The following is a 17,180-nucleotide window of genomic DNA, read 5'->3' on the forward strand; positions in this document are numbered from 1 at the left end:
GCACAGGTGGTTCGAACCGATCAGGGGCAGGGTGGGACATCATGAGGAATGTGATGGATGAGGGGAATCGGGTGGGTGGGGTGGGTGGGGCGTCTGCGGGTGGGGGTGCCGGCGTTCGCGGGATCCTCGACCTCGCGCCCACGCCCCGGACGGCGGTGGCGTGGCTGCCGCCGTACGGGTTGTGGCCTGCCATCCAGAGCATCCGCGAGGTGCACGACCCGCAGATCCGGCGCTGGCCGCCGCACGTCAATTTGGTGTTCGGGTTCGTCCCGGAGGAGGACTTCGAGCTCGCCCTCCCGCTGCTGGCCGCCGCTGCCGCGGAACGTGCGCCGTTCGACGTCCGGCTCGGTGGGGTGCACAGCTTCCGGCACCGTGCCTACTCCACTGTCTGGCTGGACCCCGCCGCGGACGGCCTGGCGCCCTGGAGGGATCTGCAGGGGGCGCTGGCCGAGCCGTTCCCGCAATGTGAGAGCCGCTTCGCGCGGTTCACGCCGCATCTGTCGCTCGGGCGGACGCGGGACCCGCGCGGGCTGGCGGCGGAGTGCGCCGCCCGGCTGGGGAGCATGCCGGCGCGGGTCGAGGAAGTGGTCCTGCTCTCCCGGCGCGGCGAGGAGCCGATGCGGATCCGCGCCGCGATCACCCTGGGGGAGGGCGTCGTACGCCGGTCCGCCGGTTACGGCGCGCCTCCCGCGGAGGATGGCGGCGCCGCGGGGCCGGCCGGGTAGGGACCGCCCCGGCAGCTGAGCGTGTGACACCTTCGGGCCGGAGGGAGCCGACACCGGCTAGGGTCCGGGGAATGATCATCAACACGGAGCCGCACCAGCACCCGCACCAGCATCAGCACCCGCACCAGACCCCGCAGCCGGGCGAACACCCCCTGCTCGCCCACCTCCTCGCCGCCGCCGACGGCCGCTTCCCCGAGATCGACGGCGGCGTGACCGTACTGCCGCCCTTCGACGGCGGCCTTGAGTGCTCCTTCGCCTTCACCGGCCACGCCTTCGTGGCCACCCGCCTGCCCGCCGAAGAGGTGCTCGCCCAGGGCCCCGACGGCTTCGGCCTCGCGCACGCCCCCGCGTTCCTGCTGCACCTCGCCGGCCCCGGCGGCTGGGTCGGCGTCACCGATGCCAGCCTCGTCGCGCGCGGCTCCGGCAGACCGGGGACCGCCCCCGCCCTCGGCGAACGCGACGACTTCGACGACCACCCCCGGGTCCGGCACGCCCGTGCCGTACGCGCCGACGTACGCGTCCACGGCGACGAGCGCGGCTTCGTCACCGTCGGCCGAGGCCTGGCCGGACGCCACGAGATAGGCATCGCCCTCGACGAGGCCGCAGGCCAGAAGGCGGGCCGCGGCGTCGGCCGCTCCCTCCTCCTCGACGCCCTCACCCTCGTCCCCGAAGGGGAACCGGTCTTCGCCGCCGTGTCCCCGGGCAACTCCCGCTCCCTGCGCGCCTTCCTGGCGGTCGGCTTCACCCCGCTCGGCAGCGAGGTCCTCATCCGCCCCGCGGCCGGGAGGAGCTGAGTGTCCGGGCGCGGGGCGGGCAGGCCGGGAGCCCGGCCCGCCCGCCCACCACGGCGTCAGGCCGACAGGGCTTCGCGGAGCGTCGAAGGCTTCAGCCCGAAGGCGTCGCGGATGTCGCTGTCGTCCACGAGGAACGGACGCTCGGACATGTAGCCCATCTCGGCGAACTCCCGCCACAGCGGATCGGTGAAGGACAGCAGCGCCATGTCCCGTTCGGTGAGCGGCTCCAGCCGCGGTTCGGGCGCTCCGTGGAGTTCGGCGAGGCCGGTCGCGGCCCGGCGCAGGGTCGTGGTGATCACCGGGGCGTGCCAGGCCCGTCCCCAGGCCCGCTCGTCGCCGCCGCCGACCGCCACCAGCGCCGCCGCTACGTCCTCGGTGTACGAGAACGAGTGCGCTGCATCGGGGTTGCCGTGGACGAGAGCCAGTTCGCCGTCGCGGACCCGGGGCGCGACCAGCAGTGTGAACGCCGAGACCGCGCCCGGCCCCAGGTACTGGCCGGCCCGCACTTCGGTGGCCCGCAGCCGCCCTTCGTCATGGGCGTTCCTGGCCTGCCGCCACAGCTCGGCCCTCACCCGGCCCTTTCGGGTGTGCGGGGCCATCGGGGTGCGCTCGGTGACCGGCCCGGTGGTCTGCTGATAGCCGTAGTGGTTGCCGAGCATCACGTAGTCGGCGCCGGCCCGCTCGGTCGCGGCCAGGACGGAGGCGAACAACGGCGGCATGGTCTCCGGCCACGTGTGGTAGGCGGTCATGGCGGCGTTGAAGACCGTGGTCGCTCCGGCCAGTGCTTCGGCCAGCTCGTCGGTGCGGCCCGCGTCCAGGGCGATCCGTTCGATGCCGGGATGGTCGGGGCCACTGCCGCTGCGGGTGATGAGACGGACCTGCTTGCCGCTGTCGGCCAGTTGCCTGGCGGTCGCGACCCCGGTCGCGCCCGCTCCGATGACGACTGATTCAGCCATGACGTTTTGTCTCCGCTTTCCCTCAAGAAATGGAACGCTGAACGCCTCCCCGAACGGGAGGTTTGGGTCGCGGGGCCCCGACCGCTCGCCCAACTCTGCCGTGCGGACGGAGGGTAGGGTCAGTGGCCTGAATGCCATGGAGTCCAAGGATCCAGCCATGCATCGTGTCGCCGTACTGGCCGTTCCTGCGGTCAAGCCCTTCGACCTGTCCATGCCGTCGACGCTGCTCGAGGCCGCCGAGTTCGAGGGACGGCCCGGTTATGAGGTGACGGTGTGCACCGCCGTGCCCGGTACGGTCGCAGCCTCCGGTGGTATCGGGGTGGTGATCCGGCACGGTCTTCAGGCGCTGGCAGCGGCGGACACGGTGATCGTCCCCTCCACCGCCAGCCGGCACGACGCCGAGCCGGCCGCACTGAACGCCTTGCGGGAGGCGGCAGCAGCGGGCAAGCGCATTGCCTCCATCTGCAGCGGAGCCTTCGTCCTCGCCCAGGCCGGTCTCCTCGACGGCCGTACCGCCACCACCCACTGGGCCCTGGCCGAGGAACTGCAGCGCGCTTTCCCCGCGGTGCGCGTGGACGCCGACCGGCTGTTCGCCGAGGACGGACCGGTGGTCACCGGTGCGGGCTCGGCCGCCGGGATCGACCTGTGCCTGCACCTGATCAACTCCGACTACGGCGCGGCCGTGGCCAACGCGGCGGCCCGCGCCGCCGTGGTCACCCCGGTGCGCCATGGCGGGCAGGCGCAGTTCGTGCAGACGCCACTACCGGCCAGGACCGACTCCTCGCTGGATGCGGCCCGCATCTGGGCGCTGCGGCACCTGGACCAGCCGATCTCCCTGCACGACCTGGCAGGTCAGGCCGGAGTCAGCGTGCGAACCCTGACCCGCCGCTTCACGGCCGAGACCGGTGTGACCCCGTTCCGATGGCTGCTCCAGCAGCGGCTGCTGCGGGCCCGCGAGCTGCTGGAGACCACCGACCTCACTGTCGACCAAGTGGCCCGCAGCAGTGGCCTCGGCTCGGGCGAGTCCCTCCGCCAGCACCTGAGCCGCCAGATCGGCATGACCCCGGCCGCCTACCGGGGCGCCTTTACTCACCGCCCGAGTGCGAAGCCCGGTGCGTGACCCGGCGTGGAGCCGGGGTGACGAGCGTGACGGGTGTGACGGGTGTGACGGGCCGTCAGGGGTCAGGGGCGGTTCGGGCCTGTTGTGGTTCGGGCCCGTTGCGGTTCGGAGGGATGTGCTGCCGGGCGGCGGGGGAGCAGCAGTGGGGTCGCCAGCAGGAGGACGCCGGCCAGGGCGATGGCCGTACGCGGGCCGAGGAGGCTGCCGAGCACGCCCCAGACGGCCGTCAGCAGCGCGGTCGAGGCCTTGGTCGTCACCGCCCAGGCGGACAGGGTGCGGGCGACCCGGTCGGTCGGGGTGCGCTCCAGGCGGCAGGTGGCGTGAACGGGGTTGTAGACCCCGCAGCAGAGGATGAGCCCGAACTCGACGCCCATCACCAGCAGCAGCCCCCCGGCGCCCGGCCCGACGAAGGCCAGGCCCACGGGCCAGAGGGCGCGCAGCGCCCCGGATGTGACCAGGACCCGGTACTGCCCGTACCGGGTGACCAGTGGCCGGGCCAGCCGCGCACCGAGCAGCCCGCCGATCGAGGGCACAGCGAAGGCGAGGCCGTACTGCCACGGCGCGAACCCGAGTCCTCCGAGCATCAGGACGGCCAGCAGTGGCGAGGAGGCCATCACCAGGCCGTTGAACAGGGTGGTGTTGACGAACAGCGGACGCAGCATCGCGTCGGCGAGGACGTACCGCCAGCCGTCGAGCAGGTCCCGGGGCCGGAGGCGCGCGGCCTCGGCCCCCCGGCGCCCGGGCGGCGGCTCGGCCACCTGCACGGATCCGCCCATCGCGCGGATGCCCAGGGCGGAGAGGAGGTAGCTGACCGCGTCGGCCGCCACCGTCACCACCGGGCCGAGGAGCCCGATCGCCGCGCCGCCCAGCGGCGGTCCGACGATCGTGGTCGTCCACGCCGTGGACTCGAACCGGGCGTTGGCGACGAGCAGGTCCTCGGCCGGCAGCAGCGTCTTCAGGTACGCGCCGGAGGCGGCCCGGAAGTTGATGTCGGCGGCCGCGACGACCACCGAGACGAGCAGCAGCTGGAGGAAGGTGAGCAGGCCGAGCGCGTACGCGGCCGGGATCGTCAGCAGCGCCGCGAACCGCACCAGGTCCATCGCGATCAGCACCGGCCGCTTGCGGCGGAACTCCACCCAGGGGCCGAGCGGCACCGCCACGGCCGCGCCCACCGCGGCCCCCACCGAGGAGAGCACGGCGACCTCGGCCGGTCCGGCGTGCAGCACTCGGATGGCGATCAGCGGGAACGCCCCGAAGGCGAGCCACGTACCGAGCGCGCTGGTTCCGTACGCCGCCCAGAGCCACCCGAACCGCCGCCCCAGGCGGTGTCCGCTCCCCATGTCCGTCCGATCCCCCTCGCGACTCACCCGCACAACCGATTCGTGATCGGCAGCATCAAAGCGAGCGCCATGCCAAGGGATCAAACAACCATGTGGCCGTCCGGCACAACGGATGGTTGTGTCCGTAGGCTGTCGGCATGGACCTGGACACCGTTCGGACCTTCGTCGCCGCCGCCGGGGCGGGGCGATTCCAGGACGCCGCCGCCGAGCTCGCGGTCACCCAGCAGGCCGTCTCCAAGCGCATCGCCGCACTGGAACGGGACCTCGGGGTGCGGCTGTTCACCCGAACCCCGCGCGGCGCCGAGCTCACCATCGACGGGCAGGCTTTCCTGCCGCACGCCCGCGAACTGCTGCGCGTGGCCGAGCGCGCGGTCGTGTCCGTACGCCCGGGCCGCCGTCCGCTGCGCGTCGACGTGATCGCCTCGCGCGTCGCGCCGTCCGGCCTGATGCGCGGCTTCCACCGCGCCCACCCGGGGATCGAGCTCGACGTACTGATGCTGTCCGACATCGGGGCGGCCGTCGCCGCCATCCGGTCCGGCGCGATCGACGCGTCCTTCCGCGCCGTCGCCGCCCCCGGCCGGCCCCTGCCCGAGGACATCGAGTCCGTCCGGGTGCTCGACGAGCCGCTCCAGCTCCTCACCGGCCCCGGCCACGCGCTGGCGGGAGCCCGGTCGGTGCCCGTCGCCCGGCTCGCCGGCCACCGGATCTGGATGCCCGGCATCGTTCCCGGTACCGAGTGGGCCGCCTACTACGACGACCTCGCCGCCGAGTTCGGCCTCACGATCGAGGCCACCGGCCCCAACTTCGGCTCCGACGCGCTCCTCGACACCGTCGCCGACACCCCGTCCCTGGCCACCTTCATGGGCGAGGACACCCGCCTCGTCTGGCCCGCCGGCCACGGACTGCGCCGTATCCCGGTGACCGACCCCACGCCCGTCTACCCGCACTCGCTCCTCTGGCACCGCGACAACCCCCACCCGGCGCTGGCCACCCTCCGCGCCCACCTGGCCGCCGCACCGGCCGGCGGCCTCGACGCCGGCGGGACCTGGACACCGGGCTGGGTCGTTCCGGCTGTTCCGGCTGTTCCGGCTGTTCCGGCTGTTCCGGTTGCTCCAGACGTTCCGGACGTTCCGTATGGGGCGCGGCGATGAGTCCTTCCGGCTCGGACAGTCTCACCATTACTGCACCGACACAGGAGGAAACACGTGACCCAGCTGCTGAGAGTCCAGAACTTCGCTCTCTCAAGTGACGGAATCGGCGCCGGCGAGGACCAGACCTTCGAGCGCCCCTTCGGGCACGTCGACCCCGGGCGGCTGTTCGCCTGGGCGGGCGCCACGGCGAGCTGGCCCATGCGTACGGACCCCGGGGGCAGCCGGGGCCTGGACGACTACTTCACCCGGGACTACGCACGCAACATCGGAGCCGAGATCATGGGCCGCAACAAGTTCGGGCCCCAGCGCGGTCCCTGGAAGGACCACGAGTGGCGCGGCTGGTGGGGTGACGAGCCCCCGTTCCGCACCCCGGTGTTCGTCATGACGCACCACCCGCGTCCTTCGTTCTCGCTCTCGGACACCACCTTCCACTTCGTCGGGGGCGACCCGGCGACGGTCCTCGGGCTGGCGCGTGAGGCTGCGCAGGGCAAGGACGTACGGCTGGGCGGCGGGGTCACCACCATCCGGGAGTTCCTCGACGCCGACCTCGTCGACACCATGCACGTAGCGGTCTCGCCGGTGAAACTCGGATCCGGACTACGCCTCTGGGACTCCCCGGACGAACTGCTGGACCGCTTCCACCTCGAGGTCGTACCCAGCCCGAGCGGGGTGACCCACCACTTGTTCTGGCGGAAGTGAGGCGTCGGTCGGCCGTTACGGGATGAGCTTGTCGTAGGTCTTGTCGTGGTCGGAGTCGTAGATTTCCTTGCCCTGGGCGTCGTAGCCCTTGATGCGCGGGGCCTTCGTGACGGTGCGGGTCAGGACGCCCGTGGCCGCGAAGCGGCCGTGGTCGAGGGCCGCTTCGACGGTGTCGTTGCCGTACGTGGCCGTCACCCGTGCGACCCGTGCGTCGACGGTGCCGACCGTGCCCCAGCGGTACGGCAGCTTCCAGGGGCCTTCGGAGCTCAGCCGCTGCAGGTAGAGCTTGCCGCCGTTCATGTCCGGGACGACCGGCCCCGCCTCCGGGGCACGGGGTGCCGGTCCGGAGTGAGGGGGCTCACAGGGTGAGTGGCGGAACAGCGGGCGGTGGAGTGACGAGTGGCGGAGTGACGGGCGGCGGGACGACGGGCGGCGGGACGCCGGACCCGGTCTCGCTCGACATGAACCTGCTGGTGGCGCTGGACGCGCTGCTCGAAGAGGAGAGCGTGACCGGCGCCGCCGAGCGGATGCGGGTGACCCCGCCCGCGATGAGCCGCACCCTGGCCCGGCTGCGGCGTGCGCTCGGCGATCCCGTTCTCGTACGGGCCGGGCGGCGGCTCGTACCGACGCCGCGCGCCCTGGAACTGCGCCCCCGCGTCCATGCCGTCGTACGGCAGGCCCGGGACCTCTTCGCAGCGGTCCCGCCGGCGGATCCGGCCGCGCTGACGCGGCAGTTCAACGTCCAGGCGAGCGACCCGGTCCTCACCGGGCTCGCGCCCGCGCTGATCGCCGCCGTGGCCCGGCAGGCGCCCGGTGTCACCCTCCGCTTCCTGCCCGAGTCCCTGGAGGGCGGCCCGGCGCTGCGTGAGGGCGGGGTCGATCTGGAGATCGGCGTCCTCGACCACACCGACCCGGAGACGTGCGTCGAACCGCTGGCCGAGATGCGCCTGGTCGCGGCCGTCCGCCAGGGCCACCCCCTGGCCACCGGCCGGCGGGTCACGGCCCGCGCCTTCGCCCGCGCCGACCACATCAGCGTCTCCCGGAGGGGCCGGCTCCGCGGCCCCGTCGACACCTGCCTCGCCGAACTCGGCCTCCGCCGCCGGGTCGCCGTCGCCGTCCCCGGCTACGCCGCCGCGCTGTTCCTGTGCCGCGACACGGACCTCGTCTGCCTGACCCCCGCCGGCTTCGGCGAATACTGCCCGGAGGCCCTGGGCCTGCACACGTTCGAGATCCCGCTGGACCTCCCCCCGCTCTCCGTCGGCATGGCCTGGCACCCCCGCAACGATGCCGACCCCACGCACGCCTGGCTCCGCGAACGGGTACGCCGATGCGCGGCCGGAGACGGCCCGCACGGCGACGCCCCCGAGGTACGGCCGCCGGCCGCCGGCATCGGCGCGGATTGAACTTTCGGCAGTGCCGGACGGTTCCCGATGTCCGTAGCGTCGCCTCCGTGGACGGTACGACGATCAACAGTGAGACGGAACCCGGAACCGCTGCTCCGCGACGGGCACTTGACCCAGGAGCCCTTGCGGCGTCCGCCGCCGCCGCGTCGGCCGCGGGCCTGAGCATGGTGAACCCGTGGTGGGCCGCCCTGGCCGCCGGCGCCGCGTTCCTGGCGGGCCGGCGGCCGGGACGGAGCGCGCCGACAGCGCTCGCTCTGCTCGCGATCCTCGCGGCCGGCGTGGTGGCGCTGTCCCTCGTGCCCGCTTGGCTCCCGTTGGCCGGCCGGTTCGTGGCAGTGGTGGTCGTCGCCACGATGCTGCCCTGGTTCGCGGGCCGGTTCTGGCGCCAGTACCGGCAGCTGCTCCGGGCGGGGTGGGAGCGTGCCGAACAGTTGCAACGCGAGCAGCAGCTGATCGCCGACCACGCCCGGTTGCGCGAGCGGACGCGTATCGCCCAGGACATGCATGACGTACTCGGCCATGACCTCAGCCTGATCGCCCTGTCGGCCGGCGCGCTCAAACTGGCGCCGGGTCTTGAAGAGCACCATCGCAGGGCCGCGGGCGAGATCAGGGCCAGAGCCGCCGCCGCTGTGGAGCGCCTCGGCGAGGTGATCGGCGTCCTGCGTGAGGAGGAGGCGGCCGACGGCACGCTGAAGGACCCAGGCGGCTCAAGTCTCGCGGGCCTGACATCAGCGGCGTCCGCGGCCGGGCTCGCGGTGGAGTTGCGCATCGACGGCGCCGGCGCCACGGAGAAGCTGCCGCCGGTGGTCGAACGGGCGGCTCACCGGGTCGTGCAGGAAGCGCTGACCAACGTCGCCAAGCACGTGCCCGACTCGGCGGCGACCGTGCATGTGACGCATACGGCCACGCAGACGACTGTCGTGGTGGAGAACGGCCCGCCATCGTCCGCCGCCAACCTGCGGCCCCAGCCCCGGCCTCAGCCTCAGCCTCAGCCCCGGAGCGGGGGGCGTGGCCTGATCGGTCTCGAAGAACGGGTGCGCTTGGCCGGCGGCTCCTTCGACCACGGCCCGCGCGACGGAGGCTACGCGGTCGTCGCGCGGATCCCCCATACGCCCCCGCCATCGCCGCTCGCGCCCGCGGCCTCCCGCGGTTTCGAGGTGCCGCAGGAACACCGCCGGGCCCGGCGCCGTGTCGGCCGGGCCCTGGTCGCCGCGGTGATGGTGCCCCTGGTGACGGGAGCGCTGCTGAGCGGAGCGCTCATCGGCTGGGAGGTGCTGTCGGCGTCACGGTCGGTCCTGGACCCGGGAGACTACGCCCGCCTGCACGTGGGGCAAGATCGTTCCGAGGTGGAGCGGTATCTGCCGGACCGGCAGACGAACCACCGACCGCTGACCGGGGAGACGACAGGAGAAGGCATGACGTGCGAGTACTACGCGATGACGGCCGACCGGTTCGACGACCGGTCCGGGGACGCCTACCGGCTCTGCTTCCGGGCGGACACCCTGGTGTCCCTGGACACGCTCACCCCGTGAGCGCGGGTGAGCGCGTGATGATCCGGGTGCTGATCGCCGACGATGAACCGATGATCCGCGCAGGGGTGCGCGCCGTACTCGCCACGGATCCGGACATCGAAGTCGTCGCCGAGGCCGTCGACGGGCACGACGCCGTGGAACTGGTCCGGCGTCACCGCCCCGCGGTGGCCGTACTCGACATCCGCATGCCGGGGATCAGCGGCATCGACGCGGCGGCGGAGATCCGCAGTACGGTGCCGGCCACGAGCGTCATCATGCTGACGACCTTCGGTGAGGACGACTACATCCTGCAGGCGCTCGGCGGTGGTGCGGCGGGCTTCCTGATCAAGTCGGGCGAGCCGGAGGAGCTGATCGCCGGAGTCCGCGCGGTGGCCGGAGGCGCCGCCTACCTGTCACCGAAAGTCGCGGCCCGGGTCGTCGCGCACCTCGCCGCGACGGGTGCGGGCACCCTGGCCGGCCGGCGCTCCGCCGCCCGTGACCGGGTCGCCGCCCTCACGGCCCGGGAACGGGAGGTGCTGGCCTTTCTCGGGAGCGGCCTGTCCAACGGTCAGATCGCCCGGCGGCTGCACGTGGTGGAGGGAACGGTCAAAGCCCACGTGAGTTCCATTCTGGCGGGGCTGGGGGTGGACAACCGGGCTGCCGCCGCGGTCGTGGCCCACGAGTCCGGGATCGTTCCTCTGCACTTTCCCCAGCCTCCGCAGCCGTGACACCACGCCCTGGGCGAGTGGCATGAACGCGAGCAGCACAGCCGTCACCACGGTGCCGCCGAGCGCCGCGCCGGCGAGCACGTCGTGCGGGTAGTGGACCCCCACCAGCACGCGCAGGAGCGCGGCGGCCCCGGCCAGTAACAGCGTGACCGCGGCGAGGCGGGGCCACAGCAACGCCAGACCGACCGCCAACCCGGCGGCCAGGGTGGAGTGGTTGCTCGGGAACGACCAGTCCCCCGCTCCGGGACACTCCGCGACGAGCTCGGCTCCCGCGCGCAACGCACGGCAAGGCCGCTCCTCGTCCACCACCTGCTTCACCGCTTCGCTCACCGCATAGGCCACGACGGTGCCGATGCCGGTCAGCACGGTTCCGGCGACCCCTCGTACGTCACCGCGACGGACCGCCGTCCACCACCTCCAGGTCAGCACCATCCCGAGGATCACGAGAGTGCCCTCGGTGGCGACTTCCAGGAGAGGGCCCAGCCACGACGGCGCGTCCGCCACCACCCCCGTCACAGACCGGTACGCGGACGCCGAGGCTCCGCCCGTGACCTCGACGGCCCCCTCGTCGCCCAGCCCACCGGGAGACAGCCGGATGACGACTCCCGCCCCCACACCCAGGACGCCCAGCGCACCGAGCATCCGACCGGCCCGGTTCTTCCTCCGCAGTTCTCGTTCCATGAGGCTGGAACGTAGAAGCGGGCGCGATCAGGGACCCGGGCCGAACGGCAACACCGGCCCTGGACGATCGTCAGGGTTGACAGCCATGGTCGCCGACCGCGCCGACCGCGCCGACCGCGCCGACCGCGCCGACCGCGCCGACCGCGCCGACCGCGCCGACCGTGGCGCGGTGAGCGCCTGGAGGTGCTCAAGGACTACCCGAGGGCTCACTCGGCATCGGGCAGGCGCGCTTGAAGGCAACCTTTGGCGTCGGTACGGGTGGCGAAGGTCGGCTGCGGGGCGGTGGCCGGGCCGCCCACGTTCCAGCCGTCCACGAGGCGGAAGACGCTGCCGTGCCAAGGACAGGTCGCGTAGCCGTCGGCGATCTTCCCCTGCGACAGAGAGCCGGAGCAGTGACTGCACCGGTCGGCCAGGACGCGGTAGACGTGGTCGGATTCCTGCACCACCAGCACCGGCACCTCGCCGATCATGCGGCGCACCGCCTCGCCCGGGGCGAATTCCCCGACGGGCCCGAGTGTGTGCCATCCGGGCGGCACCACATGGGCAACAGGCTCCGCCTTGTTCGAGCCGGCGGCCTGCCGGTAGGCGAGGTGGCCTCCGAGAGCGGCCCCGGTGCCGACCGCTGTCAGTCCCGCGAAGCCGAGCGCGCGCCCCAGCCCGCTGCGGCCGCGCGAGCGGGCGGCCCATGACGCGCCGTACAGGCCCACCGAGGCGGCGATCGACACCGCGTGCAGCAGGCCGGTCCGCATCTGCTGCTCGTGCTGCTCGGCCCAGTCGACCCAGCCCGTCCACGCCGCCGGGGCGGCCGTGACCACGCCGACCGCGACGAGCAGGCGCGCGGCGCGCTCCGAGCCGGGCACGCAGTCGAGAACACCTGCGGAGATCCATGCGCCGACCGGAATCTGGACCAGGGCCGGGTGCAGCGGGTGGCCCAAGGGGCGGCCGTGCAGTACGCCGCGCAACCGCCCCAGCGGCAGGGCCTGGACGGCGCGCTTCAGTGGCTCGGTGACCGCGTCGAGCTCCTCTGCGCCGGCCATGGCGTCGAGCGCCTTCAGCGTCCGGACGCCGATACCGTCCCTGACATGGCCGTCCGGCCGCACGGCGGCGCTGATACGGGCGATGAAGGTTCCCATGGGAATCACGCTGCCCGCTTTCCTGCACCGGTGCGGTCCGGGCTGAGCCGGACGGCGTAGTCGCGCAGATGGGGGATCTGCCCCGGTCATGGCTGCGGGGCGATGGCCCGCTGCTGCGCCTGGTCGGTGGCGAACCGGCATCCCGGCGGCCACGGTAGCGGCCGGCCGCGGTCCGGCTCTCCAGCGGTCAGGCCCACCGGCCGCCGTGCGGCGGAGGCCGCGGCGGGCCTCACCGTGCAGGGCAGGGCGGCGCTCCCAAGGAGCCTTGAGGCGAGGAGCGGGCAGCCCGTACTCCTTCATCGGGGAGAACACCAGGCTCTGACCCACGCAGTGGAGATCGACTGGCAGCCCTGCCGACGCAGAGCGCCGCGGCCGGGTGTGCATGGACGTCGCCCGTGTCTGGCGAGATCTCGGCGAACCGCGCAGGACGTTTCCGTCAGGAGTTCTAAGGCCCGAACCAGAGGAGTGCGAAGCCGTGGCGGCGCTCCGCGGCGACGAAGTCGTCCCAGGTGATCACACCGTCCCCGTCCGCGTCGATCAGCCCGAACGAGGCCGCCGCCACCTCCGCGGGGACGCTCCTCAGGCTCCGCCACACCGTGTACTCGTGGCTGTCCATCCGCCCGTCCCCGTCCCGGTCCGCCACGGTGAACTGGGCGTGCAGCACGGCCATCACCTCCAACACCCCGGTAGGGAGACCGGCCGCGGTGTCCGCAGCGGTGCCCGCATCGGCCTGCGTGGCGGACAGCGCGGCGGCTCCCGACCCGGCCTCGGCGGCGGCCAGTGCGGCGAACCACTCCCGGTACTCTTCCCGCCCGATACGTCCGTCGCGATCGCGGTCGACCATCTCGGCCTGCCGCTCCCACAGCGCCAGGCTCGCCTCGATCAGGGCGCGCCCCTTCGGCGAGCTCGGGCCCATGCCGTACGACTGGAGCAGCCGCTCCGCGTTCGCCCGGTAGTCGTCCGCGACCACCGTTCCGTCACCGTCCGCGTCCAGGCGGTCGAAGATCTCGTCGGCCACAGCCGCCTTCTCGGCACCCATGCCGAGAGCCTAGGCGCCGCTCGCCCCCCGCCCCCTGATTCCGGCACCCGGGGGCGTGTCCCGCCGCGGTCTACGCGACGTCGTCCCAGGCCATGGAGCTCATCCGCCAGCCGGCCGGCGTACGGACGAACTGGGTCGTCTTGTGCCCCGACCCTTCGAACCACTCGCCGTCGCGGCGCCCGGACTTGCGGTACTCGCTGAACCGGTGCGCGATCGACCCGAAGATCTCCGTCCGTTCGGCGACCTCCCACTCGGAGAACTCGGTCAGCGTCCCGTCCGAGAGGATCCTCTCCCGCGGCTCGATGAACCCGTCGAGGTCGTAGACCACGGGATCGCCCCCGAGGTTGCTGATGATCATCCCCTCCGGGATGAACACCTCCCGCACGGCCCCGACGTCCGCCCGGCCGCCGCCGGTGTTGGTGAAGGCGCCGAGGAACGTGCGCATCAACTGATCGAGCTCGGCCTTGACCTCGGACACCGGTGCCTGCCCCTCCCCTGGGTGACGACGCTTCACGGCTGATCGTCACCCACTCCTGCCCGGGGGGCAAGGGCGCTCCCCCGCACGGGGGAGAAACGTCCCGGCAGATCCGTCAGCCGGTCGATCCGGCGACGGGGGCCACCGGGACAGACTCGAACCGAGCGGGAGGCAACCGGCCCCCGCCCGCAACCTCGGGGGCAACCATGGCAAGCACGATGATCACGACCGGCAGGGCCGGCACGGCCGGCACGGCGACGATGCCGGTGGTCATGACGACCGCGACCGCAATGGTGACCCCGGCACAGCGTGGCCGCCGCCGTGACGGTTTCGCCCGCCGTGGCCGCTGGACGGGTTACGTGGCCGCCGGCGCCGCGCTCGCCTACGCGGCACCCCACTTCTGGTGGGGTGCCGGCATCGGTGCCACCTTCCCCGGCGACTTCGCCACCGCCCCGCACGGCACTTGGGGGGCCGCGATCGGCTACTGGGTGATGGGCGGCGTGGCCGTCCTCGGTGCCGTCCTCGCCGTCGCCCTGGTCCACCCCCGGGCCCGCCGGCTCCCGCGCCGTCTGCTCGCCGTCCCCGCCGCGATCGCCTCGGTCGGCATGACGCTGTGGGGCTTCACCTACTTCGCCATGCAGTACCTGCTCGCCGCCGAACGCGTCGTTTCCGCGCCGGCCTTCGCCGCCAAGGACGCGCACCCCCAGGCCGCCTGGGGCCTCTTCTGGTACGCCCTCTTCGTGGTCTGGGGCGTCATGCTCGGCGCCGCCGCCCGCCACCGCCTCCGCGCCGACCACTGCTCCTCCAACTCGTCGTCCACCTGAGTCTCGACGTCCACGGGGCCACTTGCACAGTGTTCAAGTCCTGGGCTACCTTCGTCTTGTACTTAGTGCAAGTGAAGTGCCGGAACCGGCGCACGCCTTCAGGAGGAACCGACCGTGAACGCATTCATCGCCGCCATGCAGCTGTCCGTCGCCGTTGCCTTCCTCAGCATCCCGGTGGTCCGGGCCCGCTACGGAGCCACCGCGACCGCCGCCGCCCACGCCGAGCTGAGCCGCCAGGGTGTGCGGACCACCGTTCTCGAGGAGAACGGGATGCGGTTCGACGCCGGCGGGCACGAGACCTGGGCGCCGGTGGGCATCGCCGCCGTCCTGGCCGCCACCGCCACCCTCAACCTCACCGGCAGCTCCTGGGCCGGCGCGCTGAACTGGATCGTCATGGGCGTCGTCTTCGCCATCAACTGCCTGATCCTCTACAGCAACCTGACCGCGACCGGCTCCGTCCGGGCCGCCTTCGCCCGCAAGGGCGACCCCATGCTGGCCCGCATCGACGTCGCCGCACTGCTGAAGGCCGCCGAGTCCGGCTTCCCCCGCTGGGTGTGGTTCCTGCAGAACGCCCGCCACGTCATCGTCTTCGGTGCCGCCGCCCTCGCCCTGACCGCCGCCGCCGGGTGAGTGCCCGAACCGCGCGTCAGGCGGACCTCCAGCTTCCGTTGAACCAATTCCGAAGTTCAGTCGCTTCAGTCCCTGCCATCCATCTACCAGACCTCTGACCTGCACGTATGTGGCAGCGACCGAAGCGACCGAAGCGTCGGCGGCAGCGACCGAAGCGTCCGCGGCAGCGACCGGAGCGACCGAAGCGACCGACGGCCGGGTAAGCCGGCTCATGCCTCGCGCACCCGGGGTCCTGCGGCCCGGCGGGCCGCGAGGGTGCGCTCCCACAGGGGGCTTTCGCGGAAGTGGACGTCGTAGACCTCTTGCATCCCGGCCAGTTCCTCCGGGGCGAGCTCGCCGCGCAGCACCCTGGGCAGCGCCCTGAAGTAGTCGAAGCGCCGGACTCCCGGTGTGATGAGGACCAGCAGCTCGGCCGGCCCGTCCGGGGCCGCGCCGAACGCGTGGACCACGCCCGGCGGCACCGCGACCAGGCCGCCGCGCCCGACCGTGACGACCTCCTCGTCCAGCAGCATCTCCAAGGCCCCGTCAAGCACGTGGAAGACCTCCCAGGAACGTACGTGGAGGTGCGGTTTGGCAAGGGCGGTACCGGCGGCGATCCGGCCGCTGGAGACGCTCAGCGCACCGCCGAACGCGTCGCTGTCGGCCAGCAGACGCATCGGACTCGGCCCGTCGAGCACCTCGGCATCGGCAGCGTGGACGACGACAGCCCGGTGGGCGGGTACGGGTGTGGGTGTGGGTGTGGGCACGGTGGCTCCTGTTCCGGCGATCGCGTGCGGTGGGTTGTTCGCCGTACCAGCACACCTCGGGAACAAGAGCCGTCCAAGAAGCACTTCACCGTCAGGGTGATCACCGATCGTGATGGGTCGGGGAAACGGTGGAGGGGGAATGGCAGATGGAGATCCGGCAGCTCCGGTACTTCGTCGCCGTCGCCGAGAGCGGCGGCTTCGGCAGCGCCGCGCGCGGCCTGCACATCGTCCAGGCAGCCGTCAGCCAGCAGATCCAGCGTCTCGAACGCTCGCTCGGCGTCATGTTGTTCGACCGGTCCGGCCGGCGGGTGCGGCTGACCCCTGCCGGTGAACGCCTGCTCGGCGAGGCACGTGCCGTCCTGGCAGCCGTGGAGCGCACCCGCGCGGTCGCCGCGGAGGTGGCCGCCGAGGCCCGGCAGTCTCTGCGGCTGGGCACCACGCGGGCCTTTGACGCCCGCACCTACGAGCTCCTCGACGACCTGGCCCGGAACGCCCCGGCCCTGCGCGTCCGGCTCCACCGCCTCGCGCCGGACGCGCGCCTGGCCGCCGTACGCTCCGGTGAGCTGGACGCCGCGATCGTGCGCGTGCTCGACGGCGCGCCCGGACTGGACTTCACCCGGCTGTGGACGGACGGCCTGATCGTGGCGGTTCCCCCCGGACATCCCCTCGCCGGGCACGAGCGGCTCCGGCTCGGACAACTGGAGGGCCTGCCCCTCCGCCTGGCACCACCGCGCAACAACCCCGCGTTCCACGAGCTGATCATGTCGGCGTGCCGGGACGCGGGATTCGTACCGCCGCCCGGCCCGCCCGTTCGAGGCGACGTTGCACGAGATCGCCACCGAGGAGCCCTCCTGGACGGTGTTCTACCCGCTCGGCGATCTGCCCCCGGCACCACGTGCCGCCCTGCGCCCCCTCACCGGCCCCACGGCCACCGCCTACCTGGTCACCCGTCGCGGGCAGGGCGGCACCCCGGCGGTCAGGCATCTGGTGGCCGCGGCACGACGCCGGCACACGTGACGTCGGCGACGGTGGCGACGGCGACGGCGGCCCGGGTGCGGCCTTCGGGCGGCCATGCCTGGGCCCGGAGCGGGATTTACATGATGATGTGATCATCAGGGGGGTCCTGGTCGCGGCCCGGGGAGCTCAGGGAGCTCAGGGAGCCCAGGGAGCTCAGGGAGCTCAGGGATCCCATGGCTGGCCCGGACGGCCCGGATGCCCCCGACAC

General features: G+C 72.9%; 18 protein-coding genes and 1 pseudogene. 11 read left to right on the forward strand and 8 right to left on the reverse strand.

Annotated elements, in window-relative coordinates:
* Positions 1 to 155 precede the first annotated feature (155 nt).
* A complete protein-coding gene (locus ACGFQ9_RS23705) occupies positions 156 to 725 on the forward strand; it encodes a 2'-5' RNA ligase family protein (protein ID WP_393576533.1) in 570 nt (189 codons plus the stop codon).
* A 71-nt stretch (positions 726 to 796) separates the two neighbouring features.
* Positions 797 to 1,519, forward strand: coding sequence for a hypothetical protein (locus ACGFQ9_RS23710; RefSeq protein WP_393576299.1), 723 nt, complete (start codon positions 797 to 799; stop codon positions 1,517 to 1,519).
* A 56-nt stretch (positions 1,520 to 1,575) separates the two neighbouring features.
* Here ACGFQ9_RS23710 and ACGFQ9_RS23715 read toward each other — a convergent pair whose 3' ends face one another.
* The gene (locus ACGFQ9_RS23715; RefSeq protein WP_393576300.1) at positions 1,576 to 2,475 is read right to left on the reverse strand and encodes an NAD-dependent epimerase/dehydratase family protein; all 900 of its coding nucleotides are present in this window, start codon (positions 2,473 to 2,475) and stop codon (positions 1,576 to 1,578) included.
* A 157-nt stretch (positions 2,476 to 2,632) separates the two neighbouring features.
* Here ACGFQ9_RS23715 and ACGFQ9_RS23720 point away from each other — a divergent pair, with 157 nt between their 5' ends.
* Positions 2,633 to 3,595 carry a GlxA family transcriptional regulator gene (locus ACGFQ9_RS23720; RefSeq protein WP_393576301.1) on the forward strand — a complete coding sequence of 321 codons (963 nt, stop codon included), beginning with the start codon at positions 2,633 to 2,635 and terminating at the stop codon, positions 3,593 to 3,595.
* A 62-nt stretch (positions 3,596 to 3,657) separates the two neighbouring features.
* Here ACGFQ9_RS23720 and ACGFQ9_RS23725 read toward each other — a convergent pair whose 3' ends face one another.
* Complete coding sequence (locus ACGFQ9_RS23725; protein ID WP_393576302.1) at positions 3,658 to 4,935, reverse strand: MFS transporter; 1,278 nt, start codon at positions 4,933 to 4,935, stop codon at positions 3,658 to 3,660.
* 137 nt (positions 4,936 to 5,072) lie between these two features.
* Here ACGFQ9_RS23725 and ACGFQ9_RS23730 point away from each other — a divergent pair, with 137 nt between their 5' ends.
* Positions 5,073 to 6,086 carry a LysR family transcriptional regulator gene (locus tag ACGFQ9_RS23730; protein ID WP_393576304.1) on the forward strand — a complete coding sequence of 338 codons (1,014 nt, stop codon included), beginning with the start codon at positions 5,073 to 5,075 and terminating at the stop codon, positions 6,084 to 6,086.
* 54 nt (positions 6,087 to 6,140) lie between these two features.
* Positions 6,141 to 6,785: a dihydrofolate reductase family protein gene (locus ACGFQ9_RS23735; RefSeq protein WP_393576305.1), complete on the forward strand. Its 645-nt coding sequence runs from the start codon at positions 6,141 to 6,143 to the stop codon at positions 6,783 to 6,785.
* 15 nt (positions 6,786 to 6,800) lie between these two features.
* On the opposite strand, the gene ACGFQ9_RS23740 is transcribed toward ACGFQ9_RS23735, so the two are convergent.
* Positions 6,801 to 7,085: a hypothetical protein gene (locus tag ACGFQ9_RS23740; protein ID WP_393576306.1), complete on the reverse strand. Its 285-nt coding sequence runs from the start codon at positions 7,083 to 7,085 to the stop codon at positions 6,801 to 6,803.
* A 92-nt stretch (positions 7,086 to 7,177) separates the two neighbouring features.
* Between ACGFQ9_RS23740 and ACGFQ9_RS23745 the strand changes: the two genes are divergently transcribed.
* From ACGFQ9_RS23745 to ACGFQ9_RS23755, 3 genes are read left to right on the forward strand one after another with little or no spacing between them, the layout of a single operon-like run.
* Entirely contained in the window at positions 7,178 to 8,188 is a 1,011-nt protein-coding gene (locus ACGFQ9_RS23745) for a LysR family transcriptional regulator (protein ID WP_393576307.1), read from the forward strand.
* Between the two features lie 47 nt (positions 8,189 to 8,235).
* The gene (locus ACGFQ9_RS23750) at positions 8,236 to 9,720 is read left to right on the forward strand and encodes a sensor histidine kinase (RefSeq protein WP_393576309.1); all 1,485 of its coding nucleotides are present in this window, start codon (positions 8,236 to 8,238) and stop codon (positions 9,718 to 9,720) included.
* Between the two features lie 17 nt (positions 9,721 to 9,737).
* On the forward strand, positions 9,738 to 10,427 hold the full coding sequence (locus tag ACGFQ9_RS23755; RefSeq protein WP_393576535.1) for a response regulator: 690 nt from the start codon (positions 9,738 to 9,740) through the stop codon (positions 10,425 to 10,427).
* 39 nt (positions 10,428 to 10,466) lie between these two features.
* On the opposite strand, the pseudogene ACGFQ9_RS23760 reads toward ACGFQ9_RS23755, so the two are convergent.
* The 4 genes and pseudogenes from ACGFQ9_RS23760 to ACGFQ9_RS23775 all read right to left on the reverse strand — a co-directional run.
* A pseudogene (locus tag ACGFQ9_RS23760) lies at positions 10,467 to 11,108 on the reverse strand (phosphatase PAP2 family protein); the annotation flags it as partial.
* Positions 11,109 to 11,314: 206 nt separating this feature from the next.
* Positions 11,315 to 12,250: a Rieske 2Fe-2S domain-containing protein gene (locus ACGFQ9_RS23765; protein WP_393576310.1), complete on the reverse strand. Its 936-nt coding sequence runs from the start codon at positions 12,248 to 12,250 to the stop codon at positions 11,315 to 11,317.
* 436 nt (positions 12,251 to 12,686) lie between these two features.
* The gene (locus ACGFQ9_RS23770) at positions 12,687 to 13,280 is read right to left on the reverse strand and encodes an EF-hand domain-containing protein (protein WP_393576312.1); all 594 of its coding nucleotides are present in this window, start codon (positions 13,278 to 13,280) and stop codon (positions 12,687 to 12,689) included.
* Positions 13,281 to 13,350: 70 nt separating this feature from the next.
* On the reverse strand, positions 13,351 to 13,725 hold the full coding sequence (locus ACGFQ9_RS23775; protein ID WP_393576537.1) for a DUF4440 domain-containing protein: 375 nt from the start codon (positions 13,723 to 13,725) through the stop codon (positions 13,351 to 13,353).
* A gap of 236 nt (positions 13,726 to 13,961) precedes the next feature.
* Here ACGFQ9_RS23775 and ACGFQ9_RS23780 point away from each other — a divergent pair, with 236 nt between their 5' ends.
* On the forward strand, positions 13,962 to 14,579 hold the full coding sequence (locus tag ACGFQ9_RS23780; protein ID WP_393576313.1) for a DUF3995 domain-containing protein: 618 nt from the start codon (positions 13,962 to 13,964) through the stop codon (positions 14,577 to 14,579).
* A 114-nt stretch (positions 14,580 to 14,693) separates the two neighbouring features.
* Positions 14,694 to 15,209 carry a hypothetical protein gene (locus ACGFQ9_RS23785; RefSeq protein WP_393576314.1) on the forward strand — a complete coding sequence of 172 codons (516 nt, stop codon included), beginning with the start codon at positions 14,694 to 14,696 and terminating at the stop codon, positions 15,207 to 15,209.
* 209 nt (positions 15,210 to 15,418) lie between these two features.
* On the opposite strand, the gene ACGFQ9_RS23790 is transcribed toward ACGFQ9_RS23785, so the two are convergent.
* Positions 15,419 to 15,955, reverse strand: a complete 537-nt coding sequence (locus ACGFQ9_RS23790) for a cupin domain-containing protein (RefSeq protein ID WP_393576315.1) — start codon at positions 15,953 to 15,955, stop codon at positions 15,419 to 15,421.
* Positions 15,956 to 16,101: 146 nt separating this feature from the next.
* Between ACGFQ9_RS23790 and ACGFQ9_RS23795 the strand changes: the two genes are divergently transcribed.
* Entirely contained in the window at positions 16,102 to 17,064 is a 963-nt protein-coding gene (locus ACGFQ9_RS23795; protein WP_393576317.1) for a LysR family transcriptional regulator, read from the forward strand.
* The last annotated feature ends 116 nt before the right edge of the window (positions 17,065 to 17,180 follow it).

Source organism: Streptomyces sp. NPDC048603, assembly GCF_043199475.1.
Taxonomy (GTDB): Bacteria; Actinomycetota; Actinomycetes; order Streptomycetales; family Streptomycetaceae; genus Streptomyces.